7 protein-coding genes are annotated in these 5,668 nt (G+C 59.7%); 4 read left to right on the top strand and 3 right to left on the bottom strand.

What is annotated here, in order from left to right:
* A partial coding sequence (locus C404_RS57785) for a copper resistance system multicopper oxidase (RefSeq protein WP_052027490.1) occupies positions 1-1,354 on the bottom strand: 1,354 nt, incomplete at its 3' end.
* Between the two features lie 187 nt (positions 1,355-1,541).
* Here C404_RS57785 and C404_RS57780 point away from each other — a divergent pair.
* The 4 genes from C404_RS57780 (at position 1,542) to C404_RS57765 (ending at position 4,515) form a co-directional block, all read left to right on the top strand.
* The gene (locus C404_RS57780; RefSeq protein WP_012755707.1) at positions 1,542-2,228 is read left to right on the top strand and encodes a heavy metal response regulator transcription factor; all 687 of its coding nucleotides are present in this window, start codon (positions 1,542-1,544) and stop codon (positions 2,226-2,228) included.
* Positions 2,228-3,598 carry a heavy metal sensor histidine kinase gene (locus C404_RS57775; RefSeq protein WP_012755706.1) on the top strand — a complete coding sequence of 457 codons (1,371 nt, stop codon included), beginning with the start codon at positions 2,228-2,230 and terminating at the stop codon, positions 3,596-3,598. The genes C404_RS57780 and C404_RS57775 overlap by 1 nt, the downstream gene beginning before the upstream one ends.
* Positions 3,599-3,824: 226 nt before the next feature.
* Complete coding sequence (locus C404_RS57770) at positions 3,825-4,151, top strand: four-helix bundle copper-binding protein (protein ID WP_009241640.1); 327 nt, start codon at positions 3,825-3,827, stop codon at positions 4,149-4,151.
* Positions 4,152-4,281: 130 nt separating this feature from the next.
* Entirely contained in the window at positions 4,282-4,515 is a 234-nt protein-coding gene (locus tag C404_RS57765) for a hypothetical protein (protein ID WP_004635296.1), read from the top strand.
* A 129-nt stretch (positions 4,516-4,644) separates the two neighbouring features.
* On the opposite strand, the gene C404_RS0130615 is transcribed toward C404_RS57765, so the two are convergent.
* Positions 4,645-5,136, bottom strand: a complete 492-nt coding sequence (locus tag C404_RS0130615) for a hypothetical protein (RefSeq protein ID WP_004635293.1) — start codon at positions 5,134-5,136, stop codon at positions 4,645-4,647.
* Positions 5,133-5,668, bottom strand: a 536-nt coding sequence (locus tag C404_RS57760; protein WP_021197771.1) for an FAD:protein FMN transferase, incomplete at its 5' end; no start/stop codon positions are given. The genes C404_RS0130615 and C404_RS57760, both read right to left, overlap by 4 nt.

The following is a 5,668-nucleotide window of genomic DNA, read 5'->3' as shown; positions in this document are numbered from 1 at the left end:
TCCCAGACATCCCAGACATCCCAGACATCCCAGACATCCCAGACATCCCAGACATCCCAGACATCCCAGACATCCCAGACATCCCAGACATCCCAGACATCCCAGACATCCCAGACATCCCAGACATCCCAGACATCCCAGACATCCCAGACATCCCAGACATCCCAGACATCCCAGACATCCCAGACATGTCACCCATGTCACCCATCATATCCGCCATCGTCAGCCATTCGGCCTTGTCGACAGCTGGCACAGGGGCTTGCACACCCGGACGCACGGCGAGAGTGCCGCGGGCGTACCCGGTCCGGTCCATCGTCTGGGCAAACACTGTGTGGGCCTCGTCCGTTGGAGCGACCACTACGTCGCAGGTCTCGCCAGGGCCGAAGCGGAACTCATCGACCGACACCGGCTCGATATCCTGTCCGTCGACCTGCACCACCTTCATTTTCAGGCCCGGAATGCGAACGTCATAGAACGTGTTGCCGGCCCCATTGATGAAGCGCAGCCGTACCGTCTGGCCCGGAGAAAATAGGCCGGTCCAATTCCCCGCTGGCGTCACGCCATTCATGAGGTAGGTCAGCGTTGCGCTGGAGAGATCCGCCAGATCGGTCGGATTCATCCGCATCTGGTTCCACATCCGTCGCTTGTCCATGGCAGAGGTCCATCCCTCACGCGAGACGTCGCGAAAGAAATCGACCACGGTCGGCTGGTTATAGTTGTAGTAGTCGCCCTGGATCTTGAGCTTGGTTAGGACGCGCATCGGATCCTCGTCCGTCCAGTCGGAGAGCAAGACGGTGTAATCGCGATCGGCCCGCACGCGGTCCTCGCCCGCGGGGTCGATAACGATGCCCCCATACAGCCCAGTCATTTCCTGGAAGCCGGAGTGCGAGTGGTACCAGTAACTGCCGCTCTGCTGTACCTTGAAGCGATACGTGAATGTTTCGCCCGGAGCGATCCCAGAAAAGCTGATCCCGGGCACGCCGTCCATCTGGAACGGCAGAATGATGCCGTGCCAGTGAATTGACGTGGGCTCCGGCAGGCGGTTGGTTACCCGGATGGTGACCGTGTCACCTTCACGCCAACGCAACGTCGGGCCGGGCAGCATGCCATTGATGGTGGTGGCCATGCCTGGCTTGCCGGTGAAGTTCACCGGGGTCTCGGCGATCACCAGATCGAACTCCGTGCCTCGCAGCACGGGCGCAGTGCCAAAGGCCGCGCCCTGGGGTTGCGACGCCCGCGCGGGCATCCCGCTTAAACCCAGGCCGGCGATCACCCCTCCGGCTGCCAAGCCCTGCACAAATCGCCTCCGAGGAAGGTTCGGAAGCACCACGCCCATTGCACGATTGCTGCGCATCTCTTGATTCCTTGCGTAAGTCCCTGATGAGATTTGTACGGCAGGAGCAGACTAATCACTGCAAGGCTACTTTAACCTGACCGATACATTACATATTGGTCAGGTTGGTCAGCAACCAGGCGGCTCCATGTACGCTACAAGATACCGATCGCACTTTTCGTGCGCCATAAGTAATAAAGAGACAGACATGAAGCTCCTTGTTGTCGAAGACGAATCCAAGACTGGCGAATATTTGCAGCAGGGGCTGTCGGAAGCCGGCTTTGTTGTTGACCTCGCCCGTAATGGGATGGACGGCCGTCATCTTGCAATGACGGGCGACTATGACCTCTTGATCCTTGACGTGATGTTGCCCGATCTCGAGGGGTGGCAGATTCTGCACGCGCTGCGCTCAGCTGAACTGGCCGTACCGGTGCTGTTTCTGACCGCGCGCGATAGCGTCGCCGATCGGGTCAAGGGCTTGGAACTAGGCGCGGACGATTACTTGGTGAAACCTTTTGCATTCGCGGAATTGCTCGCCCGTGTTCGGAGCCTGCTTCGACGAGGCAGTGCGCCATCACTTGCAGAACGCATCCAGGTGGCCGACCTGGTGCTGGATCTGACTCGCCGCCGTGCTTCCCGCGGCGGGCAGCGAATCGCGTTGACCAGTAAGGAATTCTCGTTGCTCGAACTGCTAGCCCGCCGTCATGGGGAGGTGCTGCCCCGATCCCTGATCGCGTCCCAAGTCTGGGACATGAATTTCGACAGCGACACCAACGTGATTGACGTCGCCATTCGACGCCTGCGCGCCAAAATTGACGATAACTTCGAACCCAAATTGATCCATACCGTTCGTGGTATGGGTTATGTCCTCGAAGGCCCGGAGGATGGGGAGTAATGCGGCGCCTTTCATTGACGGCGCGGCTAACCGCATATTTCTCCTTGTCGTCAGCGGCCGTGTTGTTGGGCCTCGGCATTCTGATTGCCCTGGCGATGGAGGAACACTTTGCCGTGGAAGACTTTACGGCGTTGGGCGAGAACGTGAACGTCATTCGCCGGGTGGTTGAGAGTAGTTCTGCGGCCGAGGTCTCCACTCGACTCAACGACGTGTTGCAGCATCGCACGGATCTGATTGTGCGGGTCCAGGCGCCACAGGGTCAGCCCCTTTTTGCTACCCCCAACTTTGACTTTGCGGAGGTGTTGCGCGTGCTGCGCAAGGCAGGCCGCCATTCCGGGGCCCTTGTTTGGCAGCAGGGCGAAGAGCAATACCGGGGTGTGCATATGCAAGTGCCACTGCGCGACGGCGATGCGCTCGACGTGTTGGTGGGCATCAATACGGAGATCCATGCGCATTTCCTACGAGCGTTTCGGAAGACGTTGATGCTCTACATCGCGTTGGCCGCCTTGGCGAGCGGCCTATTCGGATGGTGGGCGGCCCGGCGCGGGCTGTTGCCATTGCGCGCAATGGCTTCGCGAGCGAAGTCTGTAACTGCCGACCGCCTGAACGAACGGATGCCGGTTGATATGGTACCTGTCGAGGTTGCCGATCTTGGCGTGACGTTGAACGGCATGCTCGCGCGCCTGCAGGGCGATTTCCAGCGACTCACCGACTTCTCGACCGATATCGCACACGAGCTACGCACACCGATCACCAACCTGTTGACGCAAACCGAGGTGGCACTCTCACAGACTCGCGAGCCTGCGAAATACAGAGACGTCCTTGCTTCAAACGTGGAAGAGCTGCAGCGGCTGGCTCGGATGGTGTCGGACATGCTTTATCTAGCCAAGATGGAGCACAACCTGACGCTGCCTAGTGCCGAGATGATCGAGCTTGCCGACGAGGTGCGTGCCCTCTTTGAGTTCTACGATGCGTTTGCAGAGGACAAAGCCGTGCAGTTGCAAGTGGAAGGACAAGCGCAGGTGCGCGGCGATCGGCTCATGCTCAGACGCGCCTTCAGCAATCTGTTGTCGAATGCAATACGGCACACGCCCAGGTGCGGCCGTGTGATCGTTTCCATCAAGCCAGGCGAGGAGGATCTCGCCGTGACGATCGACAACGACGGCGAAGCGATTGCTCCTGACGTGCTGCCGTTCATCTTCGAGCGCTTCTTTCGTGCAGACAAGTCACGCGCGCGTCCCGAATCTGACGGAGCAGGCCTTGGCTTGGCCATCACCAAAGCAATCGTTCTCGCCCATGGGGGAATCATTTCTGTTACACGCGCGCACGACCGTACTCGATTTACCGTCCGGCTGCCGATCCGCTCCTGAACTTTGGGCGTCCGCTCGCTGACGTGATGCGCCGGCTCGACCAGGATGACGGCACAGGCGCAGTCCAACCTGTCCGAAATCTTGCTTACCTATGACGTTTTTGAAAGTATGTGCACGCATCACAACATGGCGACAGCATTTCTCCACAAGCACCAAGGCCCAGGCTCTCTCCTTGCTCCACGTGCATCGTGCCATTTCGGCACGTCGCCAATCAAGGAGAACCCAAATGCCTCACCAATACTTCCAAACCTGCATCGATGAATGCGCCGCGTGTCACGTGGCGTGCCTGCACTGCGCCGCCTCCTGCCTGACCGAAAAGGACGCTCTGACATTGAGCACCTGCATTCGGCTGGATCTCGATTGCGCTGATATCTGCGGGACCGCCGTGGGGTTGATGGCGCGAGGCAGCACCCAAGCCAATGCCATATGCGAACTGTGCGCGAGAATCTGTCAAGCTTGCGCCGCCGAGTGTGCCAAGCACTCCCATGAGCACTGTCAGGAGTGCGCGCGCGCCTGCGAGAAGTGTGCCGACGCCTGTCGTGCCATGCATTGAGGGTGGCATACCGGATCAACCTCGCTGATCTGGCGCAGTTGTAATACGAGGGTCACGTTTCTGTCAGCCTCAGCCTTCTACACTGCCGTGACTAGCAGTGTCTTGTTTCAACTTGAAGAAGGAGAACGCGATGAACATCCTGAAAAAATCCGCATTGGTGGGGGCAGCGTTGCTGGCCCTCGGTGTCAACGTCGCCAACGCGGCGACCGCTACTGGCGCGCGCGACCCATATACCGATGGCGCTAACGCGATGGGCAAGCGCGATCCCTACACCGATGGTGGGCGCGCAGCGCGTGACATCTACACCGATGGCGCGCATTCGATGGGCACCCGTGACCCTTACACGGATGGTGGCCACCAATAAACCAAAGCTCAATCCCGGCCCCCCCCTTTCCGGGCTTCCCCCTCCCCGGGGGGTTACTCCCCCGGGGCTCTTTCCCGCGCGCCGAGCGGTTTGCTGCGCAGGCTTGTACGATTGCCTCGTCGATTCGCTTCAGGTTTTTTCGTGCCGTACATTCTTGCTCGCGGGGGCACGGTAGCCGTTGTGTCGCTTCCGTCCAATGAACATGTGGAGGGGCACGGCCGCAACAGCAGCAATGCCCAGAACAAGGTGCACAGTCTTCGTAAGACCACTCCAATCTTCGGGCCCGTAATACAGCCCATAAGCGGTGATGGTCAGCAACAAGAACACGATTCCCGTCAACGTACCGGTCACGAGGTTTCGGCGCGCAACCCACGCGAAGCGAATGTGTTGCGGCAGCATGGAACCCAAGAGAATCAGGCTGCAGAACGCAAAGGCGCCATGCAACTGCAGAATCTGGCGGACGATCGGTGCGTCCTCCCATTGAAGCAAATCGTGCAAAACCGTCCATATCAGCCCAGACACCGCTACCGCTAGCAATACGGCGAGAGCAACCCAATAGTGATACGGATGCAGACGAATGCCTGTCCCTTTCAGGGGATGTCGATGCGAGGATTGCGTCATGATGCAACAACGTGTGCGTGATAGCTTGATAGCGCGCGGACCGTGGCGGGCGCCGTCGTACCGGCAAGCATGGCGACCTTGGTCAGTGCGTCCGCCCAGATACAGCGGGGGGCAATGACGGTGACCGTTCGCTCTGCGCAAGGCGCTTCCATCGGCGCTTGTTGCGACCGGATGGATGCTGTACCAGGGGGCAGTCCGAAGCTTTCTGCGAAATAGTGACCGCTGGTGGCCACGGCCCCGTTGGTGAGCCGACCGAGTAGTTCTAGCCGACCGGGCGCGTTGGCACTGCGTACGTGGATGGGCTGTGCATGCTTGCCAAAGACGCGCAGGTCCCCTCCGGCCGAAACGGCGCCACTGCGAACGTTGTGGCGCCGCAGACTTAGGATAGCCATGTCCACGGCAAAGCCTTTGGCGATGCCACCGAGATCCAACCATAGTGCGCGCCGCTTACTAATGCGATTTTCATCGAGCATCACTACATCCGCAAACCGCACGTCGACTTCCGCCGTCGGCCCCGCTGGGCGGGGCAAAA

The sequence above is a fragment of the Ralstonia sp. AU12-08 genome (assembly GCF_000442475.1).
Lineage (GTDB): Bacteria > Pseudomonadota > Gammaproteobacteria > Burkholderiales > Burkholderiaceae > Ralstonia > Ralstonia insidiosa.
Note: the sequence above shows the minus strand (reverse complement) of the source record. Positions and strands in the feature narration are given on the sequence as shown.